Source organism: Stenotrophomonas sp. Steno-C15, from assembly GCF_056393265.1.
This window is the reverse complement of the sequence record NZ_JBWJPF010000025.1, coordinates 17,370-41,890: the sequence shown is the minus strand read 5'-3', so window position 1 is coordinate 41,890 and position 24,521 is coordinate 17,370. Positions and strand designations below refer to the sequence as shown.

Sequence of the window (24,521 nt, the reverse complement as noted above, 5' to 3'; positions counted from 1 at the left end):
ACATCCGGCCCGCCCCATCAGCCTTTGACGCACAGCACCTGGCGCAGTGTGTGGACCACGTCCACCAGGTCGAGCTGGGCGGCCATCACATCGTCGATCGACTTGTACGCCGCCGGCGATTCATCCAGCACGCCGCTGTCCTTGCGGCATTCCACATGCGCGGTCGCCTCGCGGTGCTGGGCCAGGGTGATCCGCTCGCGTGCCGTGCCGCGGCTCATCACCCGGCCTGCGCCGTGGCTGCAGCTGTGGAAACTGTCTGCATTGCCCTTGCCACGCACGATGTAGCTGCGCGTGCCCATGCTGCCGGGGATGATGCCCAGCTCGCCCTGGCGTGCACTGACCGCACCCTTGCGGGTGACCAGCAGTTCCTGCCCGGCGTGCGTTTCCTTCTGCACGTAGTTGTGGTGGCAGTTGACGGCCATCGCCGCCAGCCGGAACGGCGGCAGCCGATGCCGCATCTCGGCCAGCACGCGCGCCATCATCGCCTCGCGATTGTGCCGCGCGTAGTCCTGCGCCCAGGACACCGCTTCCACGTAGTCGTCGAACAGCGGCTCGCCTTCCATGAAGAAGGCCAGGTCCTTGTCAGGCAGATGGAAACCGAGCACGCGGCGCTCCAGCTCGCGACGCGCCTGCTCGATGAAGTACGTGCCGATCAGGTTCCCGGTGCCACGCGAGCCGCTGTGCAGCATTACCCACACGGCATCCGTTTCATCCAGGCACAGCTCGATGAAGTGGTTGCCACCTCCCAGCGTGCCCAGCTGGCGATCGAGCTTGTCGGTGCGGATCCGGCGATGCCTGTCCTTGATCTTCTCCAGGCCAGCGGCCAGGCCGGACTGCACCAGCCGCGTGTGGATGCTGTCGGGCATGCGCTGATGCTCGCCACCGCGACCGTTGCCGACCGGGATGCTGCGCTCGATGCTGTTGCGCAGCTGCCGCAGGTCATCGGGCAGGTCGTTGGCCTGCAGCGTCGTGCGCACCGCGGCCATGCCGCAGCCGATGTCCACGCCCACCGCCGCCGGAATGATCGCTCCGCGGGTCGGGATCACCGAGCCGACGGTCGCGCCCTTTCCCAGGTGCACGTCCGGCATCACGGCCACCCAGGGCCCGACGAATGGAATGGCGGCGATGTTGCGCAGCTGCTCATGGGCCTGCGCTTCCAGCGGCACGCCGTTCACCCAGCCCTTGATCGGCGTGGTGCCCTCGGCATGCAGCCATTGATAGGTGTGTTGAGTATCCATGTTGCAATCCATCTCCTTGATGGGCCGGCGGCGCGTCCCTGCGCCGCCCCAGCCCCCTACTTCATCGTCACCAGCTGCTTCAGCACGCCATCCAGGCCGCCGAACACGGTGAGCTTGTCGATCTTCTCGGTGACCTTCTCCAGCGCCTCCAGCTCCTTCAGCCGCATCAGCACCGGGTTGTCCTCGATCAGCCTGGCGGTATTGAGCTGCGAGCGGGTGGCGTTGGCCTCCTCGCGGCGGCGGATCACGCTGGCCTGTGCCTGCTTCTCGGCCAGCACCACGCCGTTGAGGATCTCCTTCATCTCGCCCGGCAGGATCACGTCCTTGATGCCGACACCCAGCAGCTGCACACCGTGGCCCTCGATCGCGGCGCGCACGTGCGCGGCGATCTCACCGTCCAGCGCCGCCTTCTCGCCCAGCAGCTCATCCAGGCTGCGCGTGGCGATTGCCTGGCGCAGGCCGAACTGCAGCTGCCGGTAGATGAACTCGTCGGCGTTGCTGAGCGTGCGGTGTGCACGCACCGGGTCGACCACCTGCACGGTCGCGGCCAGGTTCACCCGCAGGGTCACCTTGTCGCGGCTGAGCAGCTCCTGGCCGGACACGTCGAGCGAACGCGCACGCAGTTCGACGCGCTCCACCGACACGTTGCCGTTGAAATTCCAGAACGCGTGCAGTCCGGCATCCAGGGTCTGTCGCAGCGTACCGTCGATGAACAGCAGGCCGACCGATTCGCTCGGCACGGTGCTGATCACCGCCACGCGCGGCAGTACGCCCAGCTGGCCCAGGCGCTGCTGCACGTTGGCCGGCACGCGCGGTTCGTCACCCAGGGCCATCACGCGCACCTCGGTGTCGACCGAACCCCGCCAGTACAGATGGCGGCTGCCAGGCGGCAGGACATCGTCGATACGGCCATTGCGCAGCAGCAGACCGACCTGTGCAGCGCCGATATCGGCCAGCACGAAGTGTTCGTGCAGCTGTGCTCCCAGCGCGTCGATCAGGCTGTCCTGGTCGCTGCCGCTGTAGGCGCTGCCCTTCGATGCGTTGTGCACGGTCACGTGCGGCGAGCCGCCGAACCGCGACAGGCGGTGCACGCCCGGCAGCAGCACCTGCTGGAAACGACGGTTGCGATACACCAGGCCGCGCTCGCCGTCGCCGATCACGACCTTGATGGTCCAGAACATGGGAGTCTCTCCTTGTATGGCTCTGGTGGTTCGACCCGATGGAAATCCATCGCCGCGACCCGGGCCGATCAGGTCGTGGCGAGGCGGCCTGCACACCCCGTGCAGGCCGCGGAAGAGGGCGGCCACCGGTGGACGGTCCGCGCGCGGAGCCTTCGGTGCGCCGGCAGTACCGCCATGGGCGCCGCCGGCAGGCAGCACCGGGGTGGACCAAGGCGGGCAGTGACGGCGGACCGGGGCCAGGCGTGCGGTCCGTTGCTTCCACTTCTCCGCCCGAAGGCGATGTCCGTGGATGGCGACGATGGCCGCTGGGACGTGCGTCCCGGGTGTTGCTTCAAGTCATGACGTGACAGGTCATGTGGTTTGGAGTGGGAATTGAACCCACGACAGACGGACTCAGGATCCGTTGCTCTGACCAGGCTGAGCTATCCAGTTGGGAACCGCGCGGAATCGAACCGCGTGCCGGCGAACCGGCGCCTGCGACCAGCAGGCGATCCAGGCGAGGGCATGTCCGCGACCTCCGGCATACGCTACGGCAGCGCCGCGCGCACCAGCCCGCCATTGAAGCGGGACCGTTGGAAAATCGAGGGTGCAGGCCATCGACATTATCGGCGGGCGATAATGTTGTGAGGCAATGCAGATAATGTCCGGGCACGGCCGCGCGCGCGAAGATAAACTCCGGCGTGCAGGTAATGGCCGATCAGTGTGCGGCGGAATGCCGCGCGGGGTGCAGTTCTGGCATCGCGGGTCCTTGTGCCGACGCAAACGAAAACGCCCCCGGGACATACGTTCCGAGGGCGTCGTCAAGCCTCGGAGATCGGGGTGGCCGATCTCCGCAGGGCGGGTATCAGGCCGTTGTGGGCAGTGCTTCCTTGCCGGACGCGCGCGCCAGCACATCCATGCGCAGGCATGGCAGCAGTGTGGCGATGGCGGAGAAATGCGCGTTCAAGGGAAACATCCAGGCGGGTGTTGAAACGAGGTGCGCACGATAAACCACGATTTAGTCGTGCGCAACCATTTTGTTGAATTATTTTCTTCTGCCCGATGCCGGAGCCGGCCGGCGACCGGCTCCGGCCAATCTCAGCCTTCCGCGCTTGCCGCGTCCAGCTGCGCGACATCCTGCACGCTCAGCGATACATTCGCCGCGGCCAGCAGGTCGTGCAGCTGTTCGACGCTGGTGGCGCTGACGATCGGCGCGGTGATCGACGGCCGTGCGATCTGCCATGCCAGTGCGATCTGTGCCGGGCTGGCAGTGTGCTTGCTGGCCACGTCATCCAGCGCTTCCAGGATGCGCAGGCCGCGCGGGTTGAGATAACGCTTCACCACGTTCTCGCCCCGCGCCGGACTTTTGCCCGCATCGGCTGCCGTGCGGTACTTGCCGCTGAGGAAGCCGCTGGCCAGCGCGTAGTAGCCGATCACGCCGATCTGTTCGCGCTGCACCAGCGGTTCCAGCGCGGTCTCGTAGCCGGCGCGGTCGTAGAGGTTGTACTCCGGCTGCAGGGTTTCGTAACGCGGCAGCTTGTAGTCGGTGGATACCTTCAGCGCATCGGCCAGGCGGGTGGCGCTGTAGTTGGAGGCACCGATGGCGCGCACCTTGCCGGCTTCGATCAGGCGACCGAACGCGGCCAGCGTGGCTTCCAGCGGTGTCGACTCATCATCCTCGTGCGCCTGGTAGAGATCGATCACATCGGTCTGCAGGCGACGCAGCGAGTCTTCCACCGCCACATTGATGTTGTCCGGGGTCAGCCCCGGGCGCTCGGCCCATTTGCCGACCTTGGTCGCCAGCACCACCTTCTCGCGCTTGCCGCTGCGGGCGAACCACCTGCCGATCAGCGTCTCCGATTCGCCGCCTGCATTGCCGGGCACCCAGGCCGAGTACACGTCGGCGGTGTCGACCAGGTTGAAGCCGGCGTCGACGAAGGCATCGAGCAGGGCGAAGCTGGCCTTCTCGTCGGCGCTCCAGCCGAACACGTTGCCTCCGAAGGCGAGCGGACGTACATGCAGGCCGGAACGGCCCAGTTCACGGGTTGCCGTCATGGGCACGGTCTCCTTGGGGGAAGTGCTCCAGAATAGAACGCGTTGTGTTACCGCGCTGCGGCGCTGACCACAAAACAGTGTTCCGCGACGGGCGCGCGGCTAACGATTTGTGAACACCTGGCGCGCGGTGACTGCTAGTCTCGCCGCATCATTCCGCTGGAGTCGCCCCGATGATGCCTGCTTCGTCCCTGCGTGGTTGCCGCCTGTTGCTTGCTTCCGCCCTGCTTGCTGCCGTGCCCGCGTACGCTGCGCCGACCTTGGTGGCGCCGGCGCAGATCCAGGTATCGCCCGCCATCGACGCTGCGGTGAAGGCGTCGACCCGCGATCCGGCCAACGTCAAGCGTGATGGCTACCGTCATCCGGCACAGTCGCTGGCCTTCTTCTCGGTGGCACCGGAGAAGACCGTCATCGAAATCACTCCGGGCAACGGTTGGTATTCGGAAATCCTCGCGCCGCTGCTGCATGACAAGGGCCGGTACGTGGCAGCCGTGGTCGACCCGATGGCGGTGGCAGAAGGTCGTGGCCGCGACTACCAGCAGCGCAGCCGCGATGGCCTGGAAAAGAAGTTCGCCGGTGCGCCGGCACAGTTCGGCAAAGCAGTCGTGGTCGCCTACGATCCGGCCAAGCCGGTGTTCGGACCGGCCAACTCGGCCGATGTGGTGCTGACCTTCCGCAACGTGCACAACTGGCGCAAGGCCGGCCAGGCGCAGGGCATGTTCCAGGGCTTCTTCAACGTGCTCAAGCCGGGCGGCGTGCTGGGCGTGGTGGAGCACCGCGCCAAGGCCGATGTGGCCGACGATGATGACACTGGTTATGTCGGCCAGCAGCAGGTGATCGCCTTGGCCGAGGCCGCCGGCTTCAGGTTGGATGCGCGCAGCGAGATCAATGCCAACCCGCGCGACACCAAGGATCATCCCAACGGCGTGTGGACCCTGCCGCCGACCAACCAGCATGACAAGGCCGACGCCGCGAAGTACCAGGCCATCGGCGAAAGCGATCGCATGACCCTGCGCTTCATCAAGCCCTGAGTCGAAGCCTCGCAGCCGCAAGCGGCAATGGACACACGTGTATCCGCCGGGCCTGGCCCGGCGCGACAGTCAAAGGAGTGAGCGGTTGAAGAAGATCCTGTACATCGTGATCGCAGTACTGGTGCTGGTACGCCTGTTCGACTTCGCCTTCCATGGAGGCAATACCTATGACCTGCTGGGCGCGGTGGGGTTCGCGGTGCTGTTGATCGGCATCCTGCAGGATGAACGCGCGCGCCGTGCGAGCCCGCCATTGGCGTCCCAGCGGCGGCGGGCGGCGATCGCATCGGCCTGTGGCATTGCGCTGGTGCTTGTTTCGTTCCTGCTGAAGTGGAAGGTCTTCGGCTGAGGCGCCCGTGATCGCGATGGCAGCGCCGGGATGGGACAATGCCGCATCCACCGCCTGCCGTGCCTGCGATGCTGATTGCCTTCAACAAGCCGTTCAATGTGCTGTGCCAGTTCACCGATCGCAGCGTCCCGCCGCGCCCGACCCTGGCGGGGTTCGGCCTGCCGCCGCGTGTCTATGCGGCCGGCCGGCTGGATCATGACAGCGAAGGCCTGCTGCTGCTGACCGACAACGGTCCCTTGGCGCACAGGTTGACCGACCCGAAGCACAAGGCCGACAAGACCTACTGGGTGCAGGTGGAAGGCACGCCTGGCGAGGAACAGCTGCAGCGCCTGCGCAGCGGCGTGATCCTCAATGATGGGCCGACCCTGCCGGCGAAGGTCGAACGGCTCGATCCCGCGCCGGAGCTGTGGACGCGCGATCCGCCCGTGCGTTTCCGCAAGACCGTTGCCGATACCTGGCTGGCGATCACGATCCGCGAAGGGCGCAACCGCCAGGTACGGCGGATGACCGCCGCCGTGAACCTGCCCACCCTGCGCCTGGTGCGGGTGGCAATGGGTCCTTACCGGCTGGATGATCTGCGCCCCGGACAGTGGCGGCAGATCGGCTGAAACGAAACGGGCCGGAGATCACCCACAGGCGATCTCCGGCCCGGATGCAGCCGCCTGCCTCAGGCGTCGCTGCCGATATCGCTGTGCTCGTCGACCACGGTGTCGTTGCGGCGGTCGCGGGCACTGATGCGCTGCGCCTGGCCATCAACGACCTGACCATTGGCCGCCTTCTTCTTCTGCTGCTTGCGATACAGGGCATAGCCGAGCAGACCCACACCCACTGCCGCGGCGGCGATGGTCACTGCCGGATTGCGGCGGGCGAACTTGGTGGCAACCTTGCCACCGGTCTTCACTGCGCCCAGTGCCGCTCCCGTCTTGATCCAGTCGCTGGCCTGCGGGCCCAGATGGCGCAGGCTGCCGCCGGCACTCTTCAGGCCGTCGCCCGCGGTGTGGGCCAGGTCCAGGGCGCGCTCCAGGGCGCGGTCGGTAATCACGGTCAGTCTGCTCATGCGGGGGTCCTTTGCCTCGGGTCGAAGTCCAGTGTGGCGCGTTGCCCGTAAACGGTATGTCAGTCGGGCAGTCACACGGCGTGACTCTACGCGCTCCATTCAGGATCAGGCAGGATTGCTATGTTCCCCGTGGTTTGGCCCGGTGGGTGGCGGTGGCCGTCCACGGGTCGTCCGGCCAGGGATGGCGGGGATAGCGGCCCTTCATCTCTTTCTTCACCTCGGCATAGGTGTTTTCCCAGAAGTTGCGCAGGTCCTGGGTGACCTGCAGCGGACGACCGCCGGGTGACAGCAGGTGCAGGGTCAATGGCACGCGCCCATCGGCGATGCTGGGGGTGTCTGCCAGTCCGAACAACTCCTGCAGCTTCACGGCCAGCACCGGTGGCAGCGGTTCGCCGGACTCGCTGTCCAGTGCATAGGTGATGGGCCGCTCCAGCCCGGAGGGCACAGTGATGCGGGTTGGCGCATGCCGCTCCACGAGCTGCCGCTGTGACCATGCCAGGGGCGACTTCAGCGCTTCTGCGAAGCTGGCTTCGTCCAGCGCATCGAGGCGGCTCTTGCCGGCAAACGCAGGCTGCAGCCACTGCGCGCGGGTGGCGAGCAGCGTGGCATCGCTGCAGTCGGGCAGCTCCAGCTCGGGCATCCAGCGACGCAGCGACTCCACCCGTGCCTGCCATTGGCGCAGGGCCTCGGTCCACGGCAATGCCTGCAGGCCGAGCTCGGCAACAGCCTCGGTCAAGGCGCCGGCCGCGTGTTCCGGATCGACCCGGCCCGCCGAGCGACTGTCCAGCACGATGCGATCGAAGCGGGTTTCGCGCAATGCGACCAGCGCACGCCGTTCGCCGTCCCAGCGCACGGTGTCGGCGGTGACGAAGCGCTGCGGGTAGATCCTGCGCAGATGGTCCTCATCGACCGGCGCGGCGCGCAGCAGCAGCGCATCGCGGGCCTCGAAACGCAGTTCGCTGGCGACCAGCCACGGTTCGCCACGCAGATCGCTCAGTTCATGCAGGCGCGCGCTGCGCCCGTTGGCGAGCAGGTAGCGCAGCGGATCGCCCGGATGCTGGAAGCCGATGCGATCGGGAAAGGCGTGCGCCAGCAGATCGCCCAGCGCGTGCGCTTCGATGCTGGCAGGGGGCGCGGCATCGCAGCGCAGCCGACGCCGCCACTGGCGCGCGGCGGCATCAATGGCAGCCAGTCCACCACGACTGGCATCGGCCGGCGCGCGGCCAGCACGGAACGCGGCCAGCGCGCGCCAGCGTGCCGCCAGTGCATCGCCGCCCTGGCGCAGGGGGTCGCGTGCTTCCAGCAGCGCCGCCAGATCGGCCGCCAGCGCCTGTGCGTGCGGGTCAGGGGCGGCGAGCAGCATCGCGGCCATGCGTGGATGGGTACCCAGCGCCAGCACGCGTCGGCCCAAGGCGGTGATCGCGCCCGACTCCGACAACGCGCCCAGGCGGTGCAGCAGCTCGCGCGCCGCACCCATCGGTCCGCTTGGGGGCGGATCGAGAAAGCGCAGGTCGCTGCTGCCCCACGCCGCCAGCTCCAGCGCCAGTCCTGCCAGTTCGACCTGGTCGATCTCGGCACGCCGCTGAGGCTCCAGCCGCTGCGACTGCGGCCACAGGCGCCAGGCCACGCCCTCGGCCACGCGGCCGGCACGACCGGCACGCTGGTCGGCCGAGGCCTGCGCAATGGCCACCACGTCCAGGCGGGTGAAGCCGCTGTTCGGGTCATAGCGGGGCTCGCGTGCCAGGCCGCTGTCGATCACCACGCGCACGCCGGGCAGGGTCACCGAGGATTCGGCCACGTTGGTGGCCAGCACCACGCGGCGGCGGCCCTCATCTGCGGGTTGCAGCACGCGCGCCTGCTGTTCCACCGGCAGTTCGCCATGCAGTGCCAGGACCTCGGTGTTGCCGCCGATCGATTCCTGCAGACCGGCCTGCACGCGGGCGATCTCCCGCTGGCCAGGCAGGAACACCAGCACGTCGCCCGGGTGCTCGACCAGCGCCTGCTGCACTGCGCGGCGGACCTGCAGTTCCAGCGATTCTTCGCGACGCGCCGGGAAGTGGCTGACGGTCACGGGGTAGCTGCGGCCCTCGCTGCTCAAGCGGGGTGCGTCGAGGAAGCGTGCCAGCCGCTCGCCATCCAGGGTCGCCGACATGACCACCAGCCGCAGGTCGTGGCGCAGCTGTGCCTGTACGTCCAGCGCCAGTGCCAATCCCAGGTCGCCGCTGAGGTGGCGCTCATGGAACTCGTCGAACAGGATCGCGCCCACCTGTTCCAGCAACGGGTCGTCCTGCAGCATGCGGGTCAGGATGCCTTCGGTCACCACCTCGATGCGGGTGCGCGCGGACACCCGGTTCTCGAAGCGGATGCGGTAGCCGACGGTATCGCCGACCTCCTCGCCGAGCTGCCTTGCCATGAACATCGCTGCGCTGCGCGCGGCCACCCGGCGCGGCTCCAGCAGGATGATCCTGCGGCCCTGCAGCCACGGTGCATCGAGCAGCGCCAGCGGTACCTGGGTGGTCTTGCCGGCGCCCGGTGGTGCCTCCAGCACGAGCCGTGGCTGTGCAGCCAGATGCTGCTGGATCTGCGGCAGCAGCGGAGAAATGGGGAAGTGCGGGGCGTTCATGCGCAAAGGATAAGGGGCCACGCTGGGCGCGGGTACAATGCGCAGGCACATTTCCTCCGCGATGACCATGCACCTGATCGATATCGGCGCCAATCTGACCCACGACTCCTTCGACCGCGACCGCGACGCCGTGCTGCAGCGTGCCCGCCAGGCCGGGGTGGTGCAGATGGTGGTCACGGGGGCCAGCCGCGAGCACTCTCCGCTGGCGCTGCAGCTGGCCCAGCAGCATCCGGGATTCCTGTATGCGACGGCCGGCGTACACCCGCATCATGCGGTGGAGTACACCGAAGAATGCGATGCGGAGATGCGCGCCCTGCATGCCCACCCGGAAGTGGTGGCGGTCGGCGAGTGCGGACTGGACTACTTCCGTGACTTCTCGCCGCGACCTGCCCAGCACCGTGCGTTCGAGCGCCAGCTGCAGCTGGCGGCGGAGAACGGCAAGCCGCTGTTCCTGCACCAGCGCGACGCGCACGCCGACTTCATGGCGCAGATGAAGAACTTCGAGGGTCGCCTCGGGCCGGCGGTGGTGCACTGCTTCACCGGTGAACGGGAGGAGTTGTTTGATTACCTCGACCAGGACTGGTACATCGGCATCACCGGCTGGCTCTGCGACGAGCGTCGCGGGGCGCACCTGCGCGAGCTGGTGAAGAGCATTCCAGCCGATCGCCTGATGATCGAGACCGATGCGCCGTACCTGCTGCCGCGCACGCTCAAGCCGATGCCGAAGGATCGCCGCAACGAACCGATGTTCCTTTCGCACATCGTCGAGGAGTTGGCCCATGATCGTGGCGAGGATGTCGTGCTGACCGCAGCCCATGCCACGGCGGCAGCCCGTGCCTTCTTCCGGCTGCCCGACGCCGACACGACACGTCAGCCGTGAATGCCCGGATCCGGTGACGCTCGGCCATGCCCGGCGAGCGAAGCGGCAAGATCCGTCAGCCCTTCCCGATACGTCGGAAACTGCGGCGCCCACCCCAGCGCTTCGCGCGTACCGCGGCTGTCGATGCGCTTGCTGCCTTCGTAGAAGCGGCGCAGGGCCGGGCTCAGCGCCGGATCGTCCCACGCCATTGCCGGTGGCATCGCAAAGCCTCCCAGCTGCGCGGCGAAGGCCAGTACGTCCTGTGGCGGTGCGGGCTCATCGTCGCTGGGCAGGTACAGCGCCTGCAGGGTGGGTCGCCGCATCGCCGCGATGATCACCGCCACCAGGTCCTGTACATGCAGGCGGTTGAACAGCAGGCCCGGCTTCAGCACATGGCGGGCACGCCCCTGCGCGAGCTGCACCAGTGCATTGCGGCCGGGACCATACAGCCCGGGCAGCCGGAACACTGCCGAGGCGATGCCGCGCCGGCTGGCCAGTGCGCGCCATTGCGACTCCGCGCGCAGGCGCTGCAGGCCCGCAGGCCCGGTGGCGTCGGCCACGCTGTCCGCATCGATCCAGCCGCCCTGGCGGTCGCCGTACACCGACGTCGACGACAGATAGCCCACCCACTGCAATGCGGGACTGTCTTCCAGTGCCGTGCGCAGCATGCGCACTGCCGGGTCGCCGTCGGCATCGGGCGGTATGCTGCCCAGCACCGCATCGGCGCGCGCGATGTCATCCAGAAGCGCGGGTGCAGGTGCTGTTCCAGCGCAGAGTCGATGGCAGCGCAGGCCATCCACGGCTGCCGTGGCCGGATCGCGTACGGTGCCGGCGACCTGCACGCCCAGCGCTTCCAGGCGAGCCGCCAGTACGCGCCCGCTCCAGCCCATGCCCAGGATCAGCACCCGTCCGGGCAACGGACCGGCCGGCAGCGTCAGGCTCACGCCCGGCGCTGCGCCTGGTAGGCCTGCAGGCTGCTGTAGGCGACCTGCAGCAGCACGCCCTGCTGGCCGGCGCTGCGTGCACGCGCCAGCATGTCACCGACGATGTGGCCGGCCTCCACCTGCTGCCCGGCCTCCAGGTCACGCAACATCGAGGCCTTCAATGCCGAGCCGGCCTGGGTCAACGTGCCGCGCGCAGTGTCCTGCGCTGCCGCCGGGACTGCCTCACCGGCCGCCTCCGCCACGGCCAGGCACTCGTCGTACAGGCCCTGCACGATGGCCGTGCCATCATCGGTCGCGACAATCGTGCCGATGTCCGCGCGCAACAGGCAGGTCGCCGCGGCAAGCGCGGTGAGGAAGGTGTACTTGATCCACTGCTCCTGGCCGATGCGTTCGCTGGCCAGGTGATCGAGGTTGGCCTGCGTGCAGGCGGCGGCGAAGGCACGCACGCGCGCCGAGAGTGCGCCACCGTCGCGTTCCCCGAAGGTGAGCTTGGCGGGTTTTCCCAGATGCACCACCGCACCGTCCGGTGCCTTGGTCGCACTGATGAAGCACAGCCCACCCAGCACCGCCTCGCGGCCGAAGCGTGCATCCAGATCGTTGTAGTGATGCAGCCCGTTGAGGATCGGCAGCACGGTGGTACGGGGGCCCACCGCCGGCGCGATGGCCTCGATCGAGCTGTCCAGGTCGTAGGCCTTGCAGCTGAGGATGACCAGGTCGAAGGGCCTCTCCCGGGCCAGCGCGGGCAGCGCATCGGCTGTCACGTGCTGCACCGGGAAGGCGGCATCGCCGACTGGACTGCGGATCACCAGTCCATCGCGTGCAAGCTGCCCGGCGCGGGCAGGGCGGACCAGGAAGGTCACGTCCACACCGGCCTGGGCCAGGCGGCCGCCGAAGTAACCGCCGGTACCGCCGGCGCCGAGAATCAGGATGCGCATTGCACGTTCACCGTTGTCTGCGGAACCAATGTTGCGAGTGTGCCGGGGATCGCGACCCCGGCGATCGGCGCTCAGCTGCGCATGCCCACGCCGCGGCGCAGCAGCCACAGCGCCACCGCCGTCAGCACCACCACGAAGCCGATCATCAGCGCGTACGCGACCCACAGCGGCACGTCACTGCTGCCCAGCAGGCCGTAGCGGAACGCGTTGACCATGTAGAAGATCGGGTTCGCATGGGTCGCTGCTTCAGCCCAGGCCGGCAGCAGCTTCACCGAATAGAACACGCCGCCCAGATAGGTCAGCGGGGTCAGGATGAAGGTCGGAACGATCGCCACGTCGTCGAACTTCTTCGCGTACACGGCATTGATGAAGCCGGCCAGCGAGAAGATGGTAGCGCCCAGCAGCACCGTGGTCAGTGTCACCAGCGGGTGCGGGATGCGCACGGGGGTGAAGAACATCGCGATGATCAGCACGATCACGCCGACCATCAGGCCGCGCAGTACCGCACCGGCCACGTAACCCCACAGGATCACCCAGTTCGGCATCGGGCTCACCAGCAGCTCTTCCACGTGGCGGCCGAACTTGGCGCCGAAGAAGGACGAGCTGATGTTGCCGTAGCTGTTCTGGATCACGCTCATCATGACCAGCCCGGGCACGATGAACTGCATGTAGCTGTACCCGCCCATCTCGCCCACGCGCGAGCCGATCAGGCCGCCGAAGATGAGGAAGTACAGGGTCATGGTGATCGCCGGCGGCACCAGCGTCTGGCCCCAGATGCGCATGATCCGGGTCACTTCGCGGCGCACGATGGTCAGCAGCGCGACGCGGTTGCGCTGGCCGTCGGTCAGCTCGGTGGTGCTCATGCGGATTTCTCCTGGTTGCCGGTGAGGCGCACGAACAGCTCCTCCAGGCGGTTGCTCTTGGTACGCATCGAGCGCACGCGGATGCCGGCTTCATTCAGCGCGGCGAACACGCGGTTCAGATCCATCGCCCGTGGCATGTCGATGTCCAGGGTGTGCGCGTCGGGCGCGCTGAGGGTTGCGCCCTCGATCGCCGGCAGCTGCACCGGCAGATCGCCATCGATGTCCAGCAGGAAGCCTTCCACGTCCAGCTTGGCCAGCAGCGCGCGCATCGGCCCCTGCTCGACGATCCGGCCGTGGTTGATGATCGCCAGATGCCGGCACAGGTACTCGGCCTCCTCCAGGTAGTGGGTGGTGAGGATGATCGTCGTGCCAGCGGCATTGATCTCCTTCAGCACCCGCCACATGTCGCGGCGGATCTCGATGTCCACGCCCGCGGTCGGCTCATCCAGGATCAGCAGGCGGGGACGCGTCATCATCGCGCGGGCGATCATCAGCCGGCGCTTCATGCCGCCGGACAGGGTGCGGCTCATCACCTGCGCCTTCTCCCACAGATGGGCACGCTTGAGTTCCTCTTCCGCGCGCTGCTCCGCTTCCTCGCGCGGTACGCCATAGAAGCCGGCGTAGTTCACAAGAATGTCGAAGGGTTTTTCGAACAGGTTGAAGTTGATTTCCTGCGGCACCAGGCCGATCAGGCGCATGGTCGCGCTGCGGTTGCGCACCAGGTCGCTGCCGAACACCTCCACCTGGCCCTCGCTGAGGTTGACCAGGGAGCTGATGATGCCGATCAGGGTGGACTTTCCAGCCCCGTTGGGGCCCAGCAGGGCGAAGAAGTCGCCCGGAGCGACCTCCAGCGAGACCCCCTTCAGGGCCTGGGTTCCGTTGTCGTAGGTTTTGCGCAGGTCGCGCACGCGCAGGGCGGGCGCCGTATCGTTCAGGGATGCCAAGCTCGAAGCCTTCGCGCCTATGGGCTGGCGCTGGAGAGGGGCGGGGAAGGGCTATTATAGAAGACCCCGAGGGCTCGCCCCGGCTACACACTGTCCCGAAAAGTCGTGCCTGTTCAATTCCCCCTCAAGCTGGTCGGCCGCCGCATGCTGGCCCCGACCGTCGGCCACTACCAGTTCGTGCGCGACGATGGCCAGCCGCTGGATTTCCAGCCCGGCCAGTTCATCCAGGTCCATTTCAGCTACGCCGATGGCACCGAGACCAAGCGCAGCTATTCCCTGGCCACCCTGCATGATCACGCACTGGGGCCCGGCGAAGCCGTGGATATCGCGGTCAGTTTCGTGCCCGGCGGCGCCGCTACAGCGCTGTTCGAGGCGCTGGAAACCGGCGGCAAGATCAGCGCGTCCGGCCCGTACGGGCGGTTCTGCCTGAACCCCGGCGATCACAACGCGCGCTATCTGCTGATCGCCACCGGTACCGGCGTGACCCCCTATCGCTCGATGCTGCCACTGCTGGAAAGGGCCATGACCGAACGCGGCGTGCAGGTCGTCCTGCTGCAGGGTGCACGCAGCCCGGGCGAACTGCTGTACAGCGAAGATTTCTACAGTTTCGCCGAAAAACACGCGAACTTCCGCTATGTTCCGTGCCTGTCGCGGGAGTTGCCGGAACAGGCCCACGCCGACGTCCATCATGGCTACGTGCAGCAGGCCCTGGCTGGTTTCACGCCGGACCCGGCCACCGATATCGCCTACCTGTGCGGCAACCCGGACATGGTCGATGCCTGCGCCGAGCTGCTCAAGGCGGCCGGGCTGGGCAACCCGCAGATCCGCCGCGAGAAGTACGTCAGTAGCAAGTGAGTGCGCTGCGGAGAGGCGGCGCCAGCCGCCTCCCGCAGACCGCGCCGGTCTCAGTACGGCACCCAGGCATCACGCCAGGCTGCGCCCACGCCCGGCCGGTACGCGTCGGCGTTGACGTTGCACCACGCGCCTTCAGGGAACGGGCGGCAGGCATACAGCCGGCCATCGCTGCCCTTCACCACGGTCTGCCCGGGTACATAGCTGCCGATGCCTGCCGGGTACACGTAGTCGAAGTCGCCGCCCGGCGAAGGCGTGCCCGGATCGGGTACCCGGGTGTCCAGCTGGAAGCGGTTGCCTTCCTTCAGATAGACCCGGTTGCCGGTCGCCGACGCCGTCGGCGTGATCGTGCCGTTGGACAGTACGCCCACCCGAGCGTGCTGGCTGGCGCCATTGACCTTGCGGGCCAGCACCAGCGGCCACTGCGCGGCCGCCGTCTCGCCGCTGGCCAGTGTGGCCTCCACCCGCTCCACATCGTTGCCGCTGGCGTTGAACACGCGCAGCGCCAGGACGGTGCCGACCGGCAGATCGCCACGCGCGGTGAGCGGGCCGGCATCCTGCCACTGCGATGCCGGGGGAGTGCTGCCGCCCTCGAAACGCACATCCATGCAGGTGTAGAACGCTTCGGTCGAATCCGCGCGCTGCCACGTGTTGTAGATCACGTGCTGGCCCGTGCGCTGTGGCAGCGGGCACTGCAGCCTGTACGTGCCATCGGCGGACAGCGGGGTGTTGCCCAGTGTGCAGAACTCCTGCAGGTCCGCCCAGCGCAGAGGACTGCCCGGTGTCCAGCCTTCGCGGGTAACGAAGAATCGCCAGTCACGCGTGGCATGCGGTGCGGTGGCCTTGAACACGAAGGTGAACCTGCCGTTCGCATCGGGTTGGATCGGCGTGGTCTGCCAATCACTGCGGTTCAGATCCAGGCCGCGGAAGGTCGGGTTGTTGCCGCTGCACAGCGTGCCGTCGGGTACGACGGCCTGATGGTTGCCATTGGCGTTGGCCTGGTTGATGCCGTTCCAGTCGTAGAACGCCTGCGAGCCGGCGAGTGCTTTCGCGGCGGCGCAGGCCGGGTTGGTTGGATTCTCCGGATTGCCCTGGAAACAAGCGTAGACGCGACTGGCCGGCGTGGTCATGGTGCCGTGCGCGAATGCGCTGCTGGCCAGGCAGATCAGGCCGGCGGCTGCGAACGAGCTGGCCAGCACAACACGTGTGGATCGGAATGACATGGCGCATCCTTGTGGTCGTCGATGGGAACGGTGACCGCAGGCGTTGCGCTGCGCAGCGGACGGTCGGCGGCACCTCGGCGAGTATCGAGGTGCGCTGCATCGCGCGGTACCTTGGAAGTGCCGTTCCGTGACTGCCTGCGTGAAGCCTTTCCCACAGGCTTCACGCAGGCCTGAACGGATGCGCAGAAGGTCACGCGTCGTGCGTGGTGCCGATCACGCGACGCCGTGTGTCAGCGCGTCCTGATCCATCCGGTCCGCCTGGCACGAAAAACACCCGTAGCCTGCGTTGTGCAACTGCACGAAGGCCACCGCGGGATCGGCGAACAGCACATCGAGCTGTACCCCGACCTCGTTGCCGGGGCAGACCTGCCCGCTGATCATCAGTGCATCCTCGTCGTAGGCACGCAGTGAGATAAGCCGTCGCTCGACGTAGGGCGGAACGACCCCGGCGGGCAGGACGCAGCGCGTAGCGCCGCGCTGCACGAAGATCGGACCGGACGCGCGATAGGGCGAGTGCGTCGCCAGGTGGGTATGGGGCAGCAGAAGCAGTTCGGCGCCACTTGGGGGGTCGGACAGGCTGACCCGGCACGGATGGCCGCCGCGATCCCCGGCCCAGCGTCGCAGGATGCCCTGCGCGGCCAGCGCGCGGTCGCTCTGTTCGAACAGGTGCTGGAAGGGGCGGTGATCGAGGCCGCTGAGGTACCACGCGTTCATGGGAATCTCCTGGGTTCGCCATGAGTCTGCGTGGCCGACGGCTGCGCTGCTCGCCATGATGCGACGCCGCATTCGATCCGGCCGACATGGGCCTGGCTTTCCAGTGACGATTGCCCATCGCCGCCAGCCTCCTGCCCGTGTAAGTTGGGTCACATCTTCCGCGGCAGCCCGTCGTGGTCGACAGGAACGTCTTCCAGGGGAAACGAGCACGATGCAAAGACACCATCTCGCACTGGCCGGCGCGCTGGCCAGCCTGCTGCTTGCCGGTTGCGGCGCGGCGCCTTCCGGCAGCGCCGATGCGGCGGCGGAAACGCCCGGCCGCCGCTACGGACAGATCGACTTCCAGCCCTGCACATTGACCACGATGGGCGCCAGCGCCAACGTCGAGGCACAGTGCGCCACTCTGCAGGTGGCCGAGGACAGGGCTCAGCCGCAAGGGCGGAAGATCAACCTCCGTATCGCCTGGCTGGAATCGGGCAACAGTGGCTCCGGCCAACCGGATCCGGTGTTCTTCCTCGCCGGCGGGCCCGGGCAGGCGGCCAGCGAGGTGGCGGTCATCGTCGATACCGCCCTGCGCCAGGTTCGCAAGCAACGCGACATCTTCCTGATCGACCAGCGCGGCACCGGTGGCTCCAACCCGCTCAACTGCCTGGGCGCAGATGGCAAGGAACTGGCGTTCGACGAAGAGGCCCCCCCCAGCGAGGCGCTGCTGCGCGACTACGCCCAGCGCTGCGCAAGCTATCTGCAGGGACGTGCCGATGCGCGGTTCTACACCACCCGCGACGCCGTTGCCGATCTGGATGCCGTGCGCCAGGCGCTGGGCGTGGATGCGCTGAACCTGGTGGGTGGTTCCTACGGAACCCGCGTGGCCCAGCGTTATGCCGCGGCCTATCCGCAGCACACCCGCAGCATCGTCATCGACGGCGTCGTTCCGAACGAGCTGGTGGTCGGGGGTGACTTCGCCAATACCTTCGAAGACGCGATCAATCTGCAGTCGGCCCAGTGCCGCAAGGACCCGGCGTGCAGCAAGCGCTTTCCGAGCGACACCAGCAGGCAGCTGCGCGGCGTGCTCGATACGCTGCGCGCCGCGCCGGTGACCGTTGACTACCGCGACCCCGGCACGAACGCGCCGCGGCGCGACGTGCTGACGCCGGACAGCGTGATGGGGCTGGCGTTCGCCTTCTCCTATGTTCCGCAGTACGCCTCGCTGTTGCCGCTGGTGCTGGACGAGGCTGCGCAGGGCCGCTACGCACCGCTCGCCTCGCTGGCACGCGGTGCCAACCGCAGCATGGGCTTCCAGATCAACCGTGGCATGCAGTGGTCGGTGATCTGCAGCGAGGACGCTCCGCGCTACCACGCGCCAGCCGACAATGCCGAGCGCCTGTTCGGCAACGAGGTGGCCAGCGCCTTCTTCGCGCCGTGTGCTGTCTGGCCGCACACCGCGGCCCCCGCCGCGGATGCCGCACCGCTGCGCAGCGATGTGCCGGCGCTGCTGCTGTCCGGTGAACTGGACCCGGTCACGCCACCGCGCTACGCCGCACAGGTGCTCAAGGGGCTGCCGCAGGGGCGCGCACTGGTCGCGCGCGGCCAGGGCCACGGCACGCTCTCCGCCGGCTGCATGCCCCGCCTGCTGGGCCAGTTCATCGACAGCACCGATGCCAAGGCGCTGGATGCCAGCTGCCTGGACACGCTGAGCTACGTGCCGGCGTTCACCTCGTTCAACGGATGGGAACCATGATCGTCGCTGACAACCTGCACAAGGCCTTCGATACCCGCACCGGCCGCATCCAGGCAGTGGCCGATGTCGGCTTCCGCGCCGAGGACGGTCGCATCACCGGTCTGCTTGGCCCGAACGGTGCCGGCAAGACCACCACCATGCGCATGCTGTACACCCTGATGACGCCTGACCAGGGCAGCATCAGCGTCGATGGCATCGATGCCGCGCGCAATCCCGTGGAGGTCCGTCGCCACCTGGGCGTGCTGCCCGATGCGCGGGGCGTCTACAAGCGGTTGACCGCGCGCGAGAACATCGCCTATTTCGGCCGGCTGCACGGCCTGTCCGAAGCACGCATCCGCGAGCGCATCGACGTGCTGTCGCAGGCGCTGGACATGGGCGACATCCTCGACCGCCAGACCGATGGCTTCTCGCAGGGCCAGCGCACCAAGACCGCGATCGCGCGCGCACTCGTGCACGATCCGCGCAATGTGATTCTCGACGAGCCGACCAACGGCCTGGATGTGATGACCACCCGTGCACTGCGCCGGTTCCTGCTGGGACTTCGTGAGGAAGGGAGGTGCGTGATTCTGTCCAGCCACATCATGCAGGAGGTGGCTGCACTGTGCGACCACATCGTGATCATCGCCAAGGGCACGGTCATGGCTGCCGGCAGTGCCGATGAGCTGCGCGCGCAGTCCGGCGAAACCAATCTGGAAGATGCGTTCGTGAAACTGATCGGCAGCGAAGAGGGCCTGCACGCATGAGCATGATGTCGACCCTGATGACGGTGATGCGCAAGGAGCTGCGTGATCTCTCCCGCGACCGCCGCACGCTGATGCTGACCCTGCTGTTCGGTCCGCTGCTGTACCCGGTGCTGCTGCTGGGCATGGGCAAGCTGGCCGAGAGCCGCGTGCGCACGCAGATCGAGCAACCGCTGCAGATTCCGACCATCGGCGCGGACAACGCACCGAACCTGGTCCGCTTCCTGGCCGCGCAGGGGCTCAACGCCAGCGCAGCACCCAAGGACCTGGCTGCGGCCATCCGCAACCAGGACATCGACGTCGCGCTGCGCATCAGCGATGACTTCGGCGAGGACTGGGCCGCGGGCAGGCCGGCGCTGGTGGAGGTGATCAAGGACAGCACCCGGCGTGCCGCCGAAGTGCCCAGCGCACGCCTGGAAGCGGCGCTGGCCACCTACAACGGCCAGGTGGGCGCACTGCGGCTGATGGCACGCGGCGTGGATGCCCAGGTCGCGCGTCCGCTGGACGTGGGCAGCCAGGATCTGGCCAGTGCCGAAGCGAAACGGGGCATGATCCTGTCGATGCTGCTGCCGGTGCTGTTGACCCTGACCTCGTTCATCGGCGGCGCCTATCTGGTGATGGACGCCACGGCAGGCGAACGCGAGCGGCAGTCACTCGAGCCCCTGCTGGCGACGCCCGGCTCACGCAGCGCGATCGTCAGTGGCAAGATCGCCGCCGCCTGCGTGGTCGGCTTCGCGTCGCTGCTGTTGACCCTGGTGGCTTTCAAGGTCAGCGCGCAGATCGCCCCGGGCAACATCGGTCGCCAGTTCAACATGAATGTCGGCTCGATGCTGCAGATGCTGCTGGTGATGTTGCCGATGCTGCTGATCGGTACCTCGCTGCTGACCTTCCTGTCGGCGGCGGCCAAGAGCATGAAGGAAGCGCAGAGCCACATGACCTGGCTGATGCTGCTGCCGATGCTGCCCGGCTACGCGCTGGTCGCCTACCCGCTGAAGAGCGAGCTGTGGCAGTACGCGGTGCCGTTCCTGTCGCAGAACCAGATGCTGCTGAAGGTCATCCGCCACGAAGTGATCAGTCCCAGCGTCTGGGCGATCTATCTGGGCGCCAGTCTCGGTCTGGCCGCACTGCTGTGGTTTGCCGCCGTGCGCCGCTACCACAACGAACGCCTGGCGATTTCCGGCTGACCGCCACTGGAAGCGCCGGGCCCTGCCCGGCGGATAGGGAACGAGGCCCGGTCATTCCGGGCCTCGCTGTTTTCAGGTTCGCGTTGCCTGCCAAGCGGCGAAGCGCCGGGCGATCACCCGGGCCAGCCGGTCGACGTTCTCCCAGGTATCGGCGACGTGGTACCGATCCGGGACATCGGCCCCAGCAGGCAGTCTGGGGCGCGAAGGCAGGCAGAGGAAGTGCTGAATACGTCAGCCCTCTGCATACCGCGCAGGCGTCACCCCCATCTCGCGCTTGAACACGGCGATGAAGGCGCTGGGGGTGTCGTAGCCGAGCGACAGCGCCACGCTGATCACCGGTTCCCCGGCCAGCAGGCGTGGCAGCGCCAGCAGGACGCGCAGGCGCTGGCGCCATTGGCTGAGTGTCATGCCGGTTTCGGCGCGCCAGTGGCGCGCAAGGGTGCGGCTGGACAGTCCCATGGCAAGGGACCAGGCCTCGACGCTGCGGGTGTCCTGTGGTGCACGCGCCAACGCCGCAGCAACGCGCCGCAGGCGCCGATCGCGTGGCTGCGGCAAGGCCAGCGGCAGCGGTGTGCTGGCGTCGATCTCATCGGCAATGACGCCGGCAAGACGCTCCTGCACCGCGTCGAGCGGTGCGGGCGCCCAGCGCAGCGCGCGATCCACGGCCGCCTGCAGCAGGGCGCCCGGTTGCACGATGCGTGGGCGTGCCGGGAGTCGCGTGCAGGTCGCCGCGTCGAGGTACAGGCTCCAGCCATCGAACGGGCCGATGCTGGCCAGCGCATGCGGCAGTCCGGGCGGAACCCACGCCATATGGCCGGCTGGCAGCAGCCAGTGCAGGTCGCCTGCCTCGATCCGCAGCAGGCCCTGTCGCGCCCCCAGCAGCTGCCCGCGGGCGTGCTGGTGCCGGGCGGTCCGGCGTGGACGGTCCAGGGCCAGTTGCGCGGTCAGCAGCACCGGCCCTCGGGCGGTGTCCACCAGGGGCGGGTCAATCAGGGCGGGGGATGTCTGATATGCCATATCAACTGGCAGTTATACGGCAGATCCGGTAGACAGCAGCGTCCACACTGCACTCCACCCGCCGAAAGGAGTTCCTCATGCAGCCTCAAGACATCCTCCCTGATCATCAGAACGACGTGGTCGCCAACGGCCTCACCGTGCGCAAGGGCAGCGTGGGCGCTTTCCTTGCCAGCGTCCGCGACTGGCAGGATCCCGCCGGCAGCCCTGCGTCCCGGGCAGCGGCGGAAGCCGACCTGCGCGCGCTGCTGCCGGGTCTGCATGCGTTGGGCCTGTTCCGCATCCTGAGGGCACGCGATCCGGCCCTGCAGCACCTGATCGACGGCGAGCGCTGATACGAACAAGGCCCGGACAGACCGGGCCTTGTCGTGATGGTTGGCGGGGATGTCCCGGCTCAGCCGCCCGGCGCGAACACCAGAGTGCGGCGGGTGGTGACCGGAGCGCTGACCGGCTCGAAACGCCAGCGCTTCACGGCGTTCATGGCTTCGCGGTCGAAGATGCGCGCGGGCGTCGCACGCAGCACGCGGGCGTTCACCACCGAGCCGTCGGTACCCACGGTGATCTCCACCAGCACCTCGCCGGAGGTGCCGGCGCGCAGGGCGTCGGCCGGATAGCGGGGGGCCGGCGTACTGACCGGACGCAGGCTGGGCGCGGCGGCAGGTGCCTGGCGTGCGGCATTGGCCTGCTGCGCAGCGGCCTGTTGCTGCTTCTGCTCCGCTTCACGCCGTGCGGCGGCCTGGCGCTCGGCTTCCTCGCGCTCGCTGTCACGGCGGGCGGCATCCTGCTGTGCGGCGATCTGCCTGGCCGCATCGGCTTCCTTGGCACGCTGCTCGGCCAGGCGCTGCTGCTCGGCCTGTTGCCGGGTACGGTCCTCGGCGTCCTTCTTAGCCCGCTCCGCTTCCGACTCGGTGCGCTTGGCCGCGTTCTCCACGCCCTTGGCCAGGCCTTCCTTCAGGCGTGGCAGGGCCGGTGCGGAGGCATCCACCTTCTCGATCAGGGCGACCAAGCGCTGCGCCTCGGTGAAGTCCTCGCGGCCCAGATGCTGCTCGGCCGCGATCAGGGTGTAGGGCAGCAGGTCGGTCAGCGCACTTTTCACCGCGGCATCGTCCGGCGTCTTGTCGCGCAGGGCCAGGTAGTACTCGATGGCGTTGTCGCCGGCCGGGGCGTACATGCGGTTCTCGCGCAGCGCCTGGCTGGCCGACTCGCGCAGCTGCTCGGTGCCCATCGACTGCACCTTGGCGGCCACTACCGGTGTCGCCGGCGCCGCAGCGGCAGGCGATCCTGCCGGGGCAGGGGCAGGCGTTTCTTCCTTGCCCGAGCAGGCGGCCAGGGCCAGTACCAAGGCAACCGGCAGCCACCGGCGCGCGGCGGTGATCGTTGTGACGTGCGACATCCTGCTCCCCTCTAAGAAGACGACGTTACGTAAATCATTGATATGCATGGCCGGGACCGTGGGTCCGAGCACGGCAGGGTGGCGTTTCCCGACGCCACCGCCGGCAACGGCGAGGAAGCAATCTAGCATCCCCGCCAGCGCTGCGTACAAGGGCGGCAGCGACGACCGGCGGTGGCGTCCGCGCCACCACCGGCCAGCGCCTCAATGCGCCTGTGCCTTGTCGTGGCTGTTGGACATCAGCTTGTCGGTCCAGGCGATGCCGATCGCCGAGAGGATGAACACGCAGTGGATGATGGTCTGCCAGAGCACGCCCTGCTCGGTGAAGGTCGAGCACCTGGCGGCACCGATGTTGGCAGCGGCGACGTTCATCAGTTCCGGCGCGCACAGCGGCAGGCCGCCCAGCGAACCGCTGGCGATGAAGGTCTTGAGCAGGTGGATCGAGGAAATGCCGATGATCGCCATCGCCAGCTTCACCTTCAGGACGCTGGCATTGACGTGGCTCAACCATTCCGGCTGGTCGGGATGGCCTTCCAGCCGCAGGCGCGAGACGAAGGTTTCATAACCGCCGACGATCACCATCACCAGCAGGTTGGAAATCATCACCACGTCGATCAGGCCCAGCACGATCAGCATGATCTGCTGTTCGCCCATCGAGGCCGAGTGGGAGATCAGGTGCCACAGTTCCTTGCCGAACAGGAACACGTAGACACCCTGGGCGACGATCAGGCCCAGGTACAACGGCAGCTGCAGCCAGCGCGAGGCGAAGATCAGCGAGGACAGCGGGGAGAGGGGGCGTTGGGGGGACATGCAGGACAGTGCGTTGCGGGGGAGGAGCGAGGTTACCGGCCCGCCATGACGGTGCCAAGCCAACTCCCGCACTAGACTTCAGGTTCCTTACCGCACCCGAGCCGCTGCCATGATCGATCTGTATTACTGGCCTACCCCGAACGGCCATAAAGTCACCCTGATGCTGGAGGAAAGCGGGCTGGAGTACCGCATCCACCCGGTCAACATCGGATCGGGCGACCAGTTCAAGCCGGACTTCCTGGCGATCTCGCCCAACAACAAGATGCCGGCCATCGTCGACCATGCGCCGGCTGACGGCGGCGCGCCGCAGAGCGTGTTCGAATCCGGTGCGATCCTGCTGTACCTGGCCGAGAAGACCGGTCGCTTCCTGCCCACCGATGCGCGTGGGCGCATCGCCACGCTGGAATGGCTGTTCTGGCAGATGGCCGGGCTGGGCCCGATGAGCGGCCAGATGGGGCATTTCAATGTCTACGCACCGCAGAAGATTCCTTACGCCATCGAGCGCTACGACAACGAGGTGCGGCGCCTGCATGGGGTGATGGACAAGCGGCTGGCCGGGCATGCCTTCCTGGCCGGCGAGGAGTACACCATCGCCGACATGGCCAGCTATCCGTGGGTCGGTGCCTACGACGCGCTGCCGGCAGATTTCGATGCCTTCCCGAACCTCAAGCGCTGGCATCAGGCCATCGCCGCGCGCCCGGCCACCCAGCGGGCGTATGCGCTGCGCCAGCAGGTCAATCCGAACGCCGGCAAGCCGCTCAGCGATGATGAGCGCAAGCATCTGTTCGGCCAGCGCTGAGGGTC

Annotated in this window: 24 protein-coding genes and 1 tRNA gene; 10 read left to right on the top strand and 15 right to left on the bottom strand. The window is 67.7% G+C overall.

Going from position 1 to position 24,521, the window contains the following annotated elements:
- Nucleotides 1-17: 17 nt before the first annotated feature.
- The 4 genes from AC06FB_RS16180 to AC06FB_RS16165 all read right to left on the bottom strand — a co-directional run bounded on the left by AC06FB_RS16180 (nucleotide 18) and on the right by AC06FB_RS16165 (nucleotide 4,453).
- A complete protein-coding gene (locus tag AC06FB_RS16180) occupies nucleotides 18-1,238 on the bottom strand; it encodes an RtcB family protein (protein ID WP_065181439.1) in 1,221 nt (406 codons plus the stop codon).
- A 56-nt stretch (nucleotides 1,239-1,294) separates the two neighbouring features.
- Nucleotides 1,295-2,419 (bottom strand): slipin family protein, encoded by a 1,125-nt coding sequence (locus AC06FB_RS16175; RefSeq protein WP_111187196.1) that lies wholly within the window; start codon nucleotides 2,417-2,419, stop codon nucleotides 1,295-1,297.
- Between the two features lie 356 nt (nucleotides 2,420-2,775).
- Nucleotides 2,776-2,849, bottom strand: a tRNA-Gln gene (locus tag AC06FB_RS16170).
- 647 nt (nucleotides 2,850-3,496) lie between these two features.
- A complete protein-coding gene (locus AC06FB_RS16165; RefSeq protein ID WP_277381194.1) occupies nucleotides 3,497-4,453 on the bottom strand; it encodes an aldo/keto reductase in 957 nt (318 codons plus the stop codon).
- A 170-nt stretch (nucleotides 4,454-4,623) separates the two neighbouring features.
- Here AC06FB_RS16165 and AC06FB_RS16160 point away from each other — a divergent pair, with 170 nt between their 5' ends.
- From AC06FB_RS16160 to AC06FB_RS16150, 3 genes are all read left to right on the top strand, one after another.
- Nucleotides 4,624-5,481, top strand: a complete 858-nt coding sequence (locus AC06FB_RS16160; protein WP_197600232.1) for a class I SAM-dependent methyltransferase — start codon at nucleotides 4,624-4,626, stop codon at nucleotides 5,479-5,481.
- Nucleotides 5,482-5,566: 85 nt separating this feature from the next.
- Complete coding sequence (locus AC06FB_RS16155; RefSeq protein ID WP_065181442.1) at nucleotides 5,567-5,827, top strand: hypothetical protein; 261 nt, start codon at nucleotides 5,567-5,569, stop codon at nucleotides 5,825-5,827.
- A gap of 68 nt (nucleotides 5,828-5,895) precedes the next feature.
- Nucleotides 5,896-6,435 carry a pseudouridine synthase gene (locus AC06FB_RS16150; protein WP_065174511.1) on the top strand — a complete coding sequence of 180 codons (540 nt, stop codon included), beginning with the start codon at nucleotides 5,896-5,898 and terminating at the stop codon, nucleotides 6,433-6,435.
- A 59-nt stretch (nucleotides 6,436-6,494) separates the two neighbouring features.
- Here AC06FB_RS16150 and AC06FB_RS16145 read toward each other — a convergent pair whose 3' ends face one another.
- Together AC06FB_RS16145 and hrpB are read right to left on the bottom strand one after the other, a co-directional pair.
- Complete coding sequence (locus AC06FB_RS16145; RefSeq protein WP_065174291.1) at nucleotides 6,495-6,884, bottom strand: hypothetical protein; 390 nt, start codon at nucleotides 6,882-6,884, stop codon at nucleotides 6,495-6,497.
- Between the two features lie 118 nt (nucleotides 6,885-7,002).
- Entirely contained in the window at nucleotides 7,003-9,507 is a 2,505-nt protein-coding gene (gene hrpB, locus AC06FB_RS16140) for an ATP-dependent helicase HrpB (RefSeq protein ID WP_478053890.1), read from the bottom strand.
- A 67-nt stretch (nucleotides 9,508-9,574) separates the two neighbouring features.
- Here hrpB and AC06FB_RS16135 point away from each other — a divergent pair, with 67 nt between their 5' ends.
- Nucleotides 9,575-10,387, top strand: coding sequence for a TatD family hydrolase (locus AC06FB_RS16135; RefSeq protein WP_111187264.1), 813 nt, complete (start codon nucleotides 9,575-9,577; stop codon nucleotides 10,385-10,387).
- Here the strand turns inward: AC06FB_RS16135 and AC06FB_RS16130 are convergent.
- The 4 genes from AC06FB_RS16130 to AC06FB_RS16115 form a co-directional block, all read right to left on the bottom strand.
- Nucleotides 10,378-11,310 carry a Rossmann-fold NAD(P)-binding domain-containing protein gene (locus tag AC06FB_RS16130; RefSeq protein ID WP_263176367.1) on the bottom strand — a complete coding sequence of 311 codons (933 nt, stop codon included), beginning with the start codon at nucleotides 11,308-11,310 and terminating at the stop codon, nucleotides 10,378-10,380. The genes AC06FB_RS16135 and AC06FB_RS16130 overlap by 10 nt on opposite strands.
- Nucleotides 11,307-12,245 (bottom strand): 2-dehydropantoate 2-reductase, encoded by a 939-nt coding sequence (gene panE, locus AC06FB_RS16125; protein ID WP_053519584.1) that lies wholly within the window; start codon nucleotides 12,243-12,245, stop codon nucleotides 11,307-11,309. The genes AC06FB_RS16130 and panE overlap by 4 nt, the downstream gene beginning before the upstream one ends.
- A gap of 71 nt (nucleotides 12,246-12,316) precedes the next feature.
- Nucleotides 12,317-13,108 (bottom strand): ABC transporter permease, encoded by a 792-nt coding sequence (locus tag AC06FB_RS16120; RefSeq protein WP_053519566.1) that lies wholly within the window; start codon nucleotides 13,106-13,108, stop codon nucleotides 12,317-12,319.
- Entirely contained in the window at nucleotides 13,105-14,073 is a 969-nt protein-coding gene (locus AC06FB_RS16115) for an ABC transporter ATP-binding protein (RefSeq protein WP_164150561.1), read from the bottom strand. Before AC06FB_RS16115 ends, AC06FB_RS16120 begins: the two co-directional genes overlap by 4 nt.
- Nucleotides 14,074-14,157: 84 nt before the next feature.
- On the opposite strand from AC06FB_RS16115, the gene AC06FB_RS16110 reads away from it, so the two are divergent.
- Nucleotides 14,158-14,907 carry a ferredoxin--NADP reductase gene (locus tag AC06FB_RS16110; RefSeq protein WP_478053889.1) on the top strand — a complete coding sequence of 250 codons (750 nt, stop codon included), beginning with the start codon at nucleotides 14,158-14,160 and terminating at the stop codon, nucleotides 14,905-14,907.
- 50 nt (nucleotides 14,908-14,957) lie between these two features.
- Here the strand turns inward: AC06FB_RS16110 and AC06FB_RS16105 are convergent, their stop codons facing one another.
- Together AC06FB_RS16105 and AC06FB_RS16100 are read right to left on the bottom strand one after the other, a co-directional pair.
- A complete protein-coding gene (locus tag AC06FB_RS16105) occupies nucleotides 14,958-16,127 on the bottom strand; it encodes a lytic polysaccharide monooxygenase (protein WP_460256105.1) in 1,170 nt (389 codons plus the stop codon).
- 213 nt (nucleotides 16,128-16,340) lie between these two features.
- Nucleotides 16,341-16,841 carry a DUF1203 domain-containing protein gene (locus tag AC06FB_RS16100; protein WP_461289901.1) on the bottom strand — a complete coding sequence of 167 codons (501 nt, stop codon included), beginning with the start codon at nucleotides 16,839-16,841 and terminating at the stop codon, nucleotides 16,341-16,343.
- A 211-nt stretch (nucleotides 16,842-17,052) separates the two neighbouring features.
- Here AC06FB_RS16100 and AC06FB_RS16095 point away from each other — a divergent pair, with 211 nt between their 5' ends.
- From AC06FB_RS16095 to AC06FB_RS16085, 3 genes are read left to right on the top strand one after another with little or no spacing between them, the layout of a single operon-like run.
- Nucleotides 17,053-18,579, top strand: a complete 1,527-nt coding sequence (locus AC06FB_RS16095; protein ID WP_478053888.1) for an alpha/beta fold hydrolase — start codon at nucleotides 17,053-17,055, stop codon at nucleotides 18,577-18,579.
- Entirely contained in the window at nucleotides 18,576-19,322 is a 747-nt protein-coding gene (locus tag AC06FB_RS16090; protein ID WP_478053887.1) for an ABC transporter ATP-binding protein, read from the top strand. Before AC06FB_RS16095 ends, AC06FB_RS16090 begins: the two co-directional genes overlap by 4 nt.
- Complete coding sequence (locus AC06FB_RS16085) at nucleotides 19,319-20,503, top strand: ABC transporter permease (RefSeq protein WP_065174299.1); 1,185 nt, start codon at nucleotides 19,319-19,321, stop codon at nucleotides 20,501-20,503. Before AC06FB_RS16090 ends, AC06FB_RS16085 begins: the two co-directional genes overlap by 4 nt.
- Nucleotides 20,504-20,734: 231 nt before the next feature.
- Here the strand turns inward: AC06FB_RS16085 and AC06FB_RS16080 are convergent, their stop codons facing one another.
- Nucleotides 20,735-21,520 (bottom strand): AraC family transcriptional regulator, encoded by a 786-nt coding sequence (locus tag AC06FB_RS16080; RefSeq protein ID WP_065181450.1) that lies wholly within the window; start codon nucleotides 21,518-21,520, stop codon nucleotides 20,735-20,737.
- Between the two features lie 77 nt (nucleotides 21,521-21,597).
- Between AC06FB_RS16080 and AC06FB_RS16075 the strand changes: the two genes are divergently transcribed.
- Entirely contained in the window at nucleotides 21,598-21,852 is a 255-nt protein-coding gene (locus AC06FB_RS16075; protein ID WP_065181451.1) for a hypothetical protein, read from the top strand.
- Nucleotides 21,853-21,911: 59 nt separating this feature from the next.
- Here the strand turns inward: AC06FB_RS16075 and AC06FB_RS16070 are convergent, their stop codons facing one another.
- Both AC06FB_RS16070 and AC06FB_RS16065 read right to left on the bottom strand, forming a co-directional pair.
- A complete protein-coding gene (locus AC06FB_RS16070; RefSeq protein WP_053519576.1) occupies nucleotides 21,912-22,910 on the bottom strand; it encodes an energy transducer TonB in 999 nt (332 codons plus the stop codon).
- Between the two features lie 201 nt (nucleotides 22,911-23,111).
- Nucleotides 23,112-23,717, bottom strand: a complete 606-nt coding sequence (locus AC06FB_RS16065; RefSeq protein WP_053519577.1) for a TIGR00645 family protein — start codon at nucleotides 23,715-23,717, stop codon at nucleotides 23,112-23,114.
- A gap of 109 nt (nucleotides 23,718-23,826) precedes the next feature.
- Here AC06FB_RS16065 and AC06FB_RS16060 point away from each other — a divergent pair, with 109 nt between their 5' ends.
- Complete coding sequence (locus AC06FB_RS16060; protein WP_164150489.1) at nucleotides 23,827-24,516, top strand: glutathione binding-like protein; 690 nt, start codon at nucleotides 23,827-23,829, stop codon at nucleotides 24,514-24,516.
- The last annotated feature ends 5 nt before the right edge of the window (nucleotides 24,517-24,521 follow it).